This is a genomic window from Gammaproteobacteria bacterium, from assembly GCA_019911805.1.
GTDB lineage: Bacteria > Pseudomonadota > Gammaproteobacteria > Thiohalobacterales > Thiohalobacteraceae > JAHJQQ01.
In genome coordinates, this window is the sequence record JAIOJV010000126.1 from 1 (window position 1) to 1,918 (window position 1,918).

Consider the following 1,918-nt stretch of genomic DNA (forward strand, 5'->3'; position numbering starts at 1 on the left):
CCGGGTGGAGCTGGAGCTCAAGGCCGATGGATCGATGGATATTCCGTGGGAGACGGTCGGGCGACGGGATCAGTATTTTTCGGGTGCTTACCCGTTCTGCGCTGAGGTGCTGCCAGGCATAGAGCCGGACATTCTCCAGCGCCGTCCAGACAGGGCACCAAGGCGCGAGCTCGAAGCCGCTCTAACCAACTGCCGCATGCAGTGGGGGGACACGCTTTACACGGCCCTCCACGCCTACAACGGGGACATTGGCGCGGTGATGGGCAAGATCATGGGCACCAAGCACAGCCAGCGCCTGCTAGAGGCCGGGGTTCTGCTCGTCGATCACGACTGATCGGCTCTCGGGGTATGGGGCAAGGCCCCATGTTCAGGTTCTGCCGCGCGACGTACCCCACGCACGACCCATAGCGCCCGCCAGCGCGCCCCAAGCAACCACGGGGCACCGTCCCCAGCCTCTACCCTTCCGCGTGCCGTAGCGCTCGATTTAGCGCCTTGCTGGCCGTGTGGCGATCCGTCTGCAAACCGCTGAGGCTCGCTCACGCCTTGTTGACATGGCTGTTTGTGTGCATCACAATTCATCACCATGCATCAAACACTACCCCCCTCCCTCAGCAGCGCCGAACGTGAGCCGTCGCCTACGGTGCGGCGTGTCACGGTTCCGGTTCGTCAAGACGTGTTGGACACCTTCCAGCGGTTGGCCAAGGCCGGGAGCATGTCAACCGGGCGGGCCATGGGGGAGTGGCTCGCGGACACCATCGAAGCCGCTTCCTTCATGGCTGAGAAGCTGGAGCAGGCGAGGGCGGCGCCTCGGATCGTCGCTCGGGAAATGCACGCCTACGCGCTTGGCCTGGCTGACGAGACAGGGGCGCTCCTGGAGAAGGTGAGGCAGAAGGGACGGGAGGACAGGGCGCAGGGACAGGCGCCAGCCGGCCGTGCGGCCGGGGCTCCCGGCCCCTCTACCCCCCGCCTTGTAATACGGGGGGGAAAGTCCCAAGGGGCAGGCAAGAGTGCAGGGAGGAAATCCAAGTGAAAACGGTAGCAACAAAACAAGCCAGTTCACCGGTGACAGGTCTTTTCCGGTTCCCTGTTGGGGTCTGGGTTTCGCCTTATCGCATGGGTGGCGGCCTGATCTGGTGGAAACCCCTGAAAGGGGCCACGCGAATGGGCGTCTTGGGCGGTGCGATATGACCCAAACAACCACCATTGACTGGCTCAGGTTCAGGACGCAGGGGGAGCCGGGGGACGTGCTCGGAGCCGTCCGGCCCATGTTCGGGGAGATGGGGCGGCATCTGAAGCTTGGAGACCATCAGCGCGGCCTGTTCGGCTTCCACCACAGCCGCCCTATCCTGCTGGGTGATGCTCCTGTGGCTAGGCTCGATTTCGGGGGCGAGAGTCAACGCGGATGGACTCGGGTGGACATGCCCGGCAAGGGCTGCGAGTTCGTCAGCGATTGGGAGGCGGTGGACAGTCTCGAAGATCTTCCATCGGCTCAGATTCGGCGGCTCGATATCGCGCTGACGACGTGGGATGGGGAGATCACCCATGAACAGGTTGTTGAGGCTCACGCCTCGGGCGGATTCACCACAAGGGGCAGACCGCCGAACCTCCGGCAGATCATCAGCAGCGACCCCACGGCGGGCCGCACCTGCTACGTTGGCAAGCGCGACGCGCCCAAGTTTCTGCGGGCCTACGAGAAGGGTTACGAGCTGGCGTCAAAGCTTCGCTATATGCCGGGGCCATGCACCCACATCGACGGTCACAAGATCGAGGACATATACCGGGTGGAGCTGGAGCTCAAGGCCGATGGATCGATGGATATTCCGTGGGAGACGGTCGGGCGACGGGATCAGTATTTTTCGGGTGCTTACCCGTTCTGCGCTGAGGTGCTGCCAGGCATAGAGCCGGACATTCTCCAGCG

At 63.6% G+C, this 1,918-nt stretch carries 2 protein-coding genes; both read left to right on the plus strand.

All coding sequences use genetic code 11. The annotated features are described in order from the left end of the window. The coding region (locus K8I04_15760) for a hypothetical protein (GenBank protein ID MBZ0073172.1) at positions 1 to 334 on the plus strand (334 nt) is incomplete at its 5' end. Between the two features lie 931 nt (positions 335 to 1,265). Continuing rightward, positions 1,266 to 1,918 (plus strand): replication initiation factor domain-containing protein (locus K8I04_15765; GenBank protein MBZ0073173.1); only part of this gene is annotated, 653 nt, incomplete at its 3' end.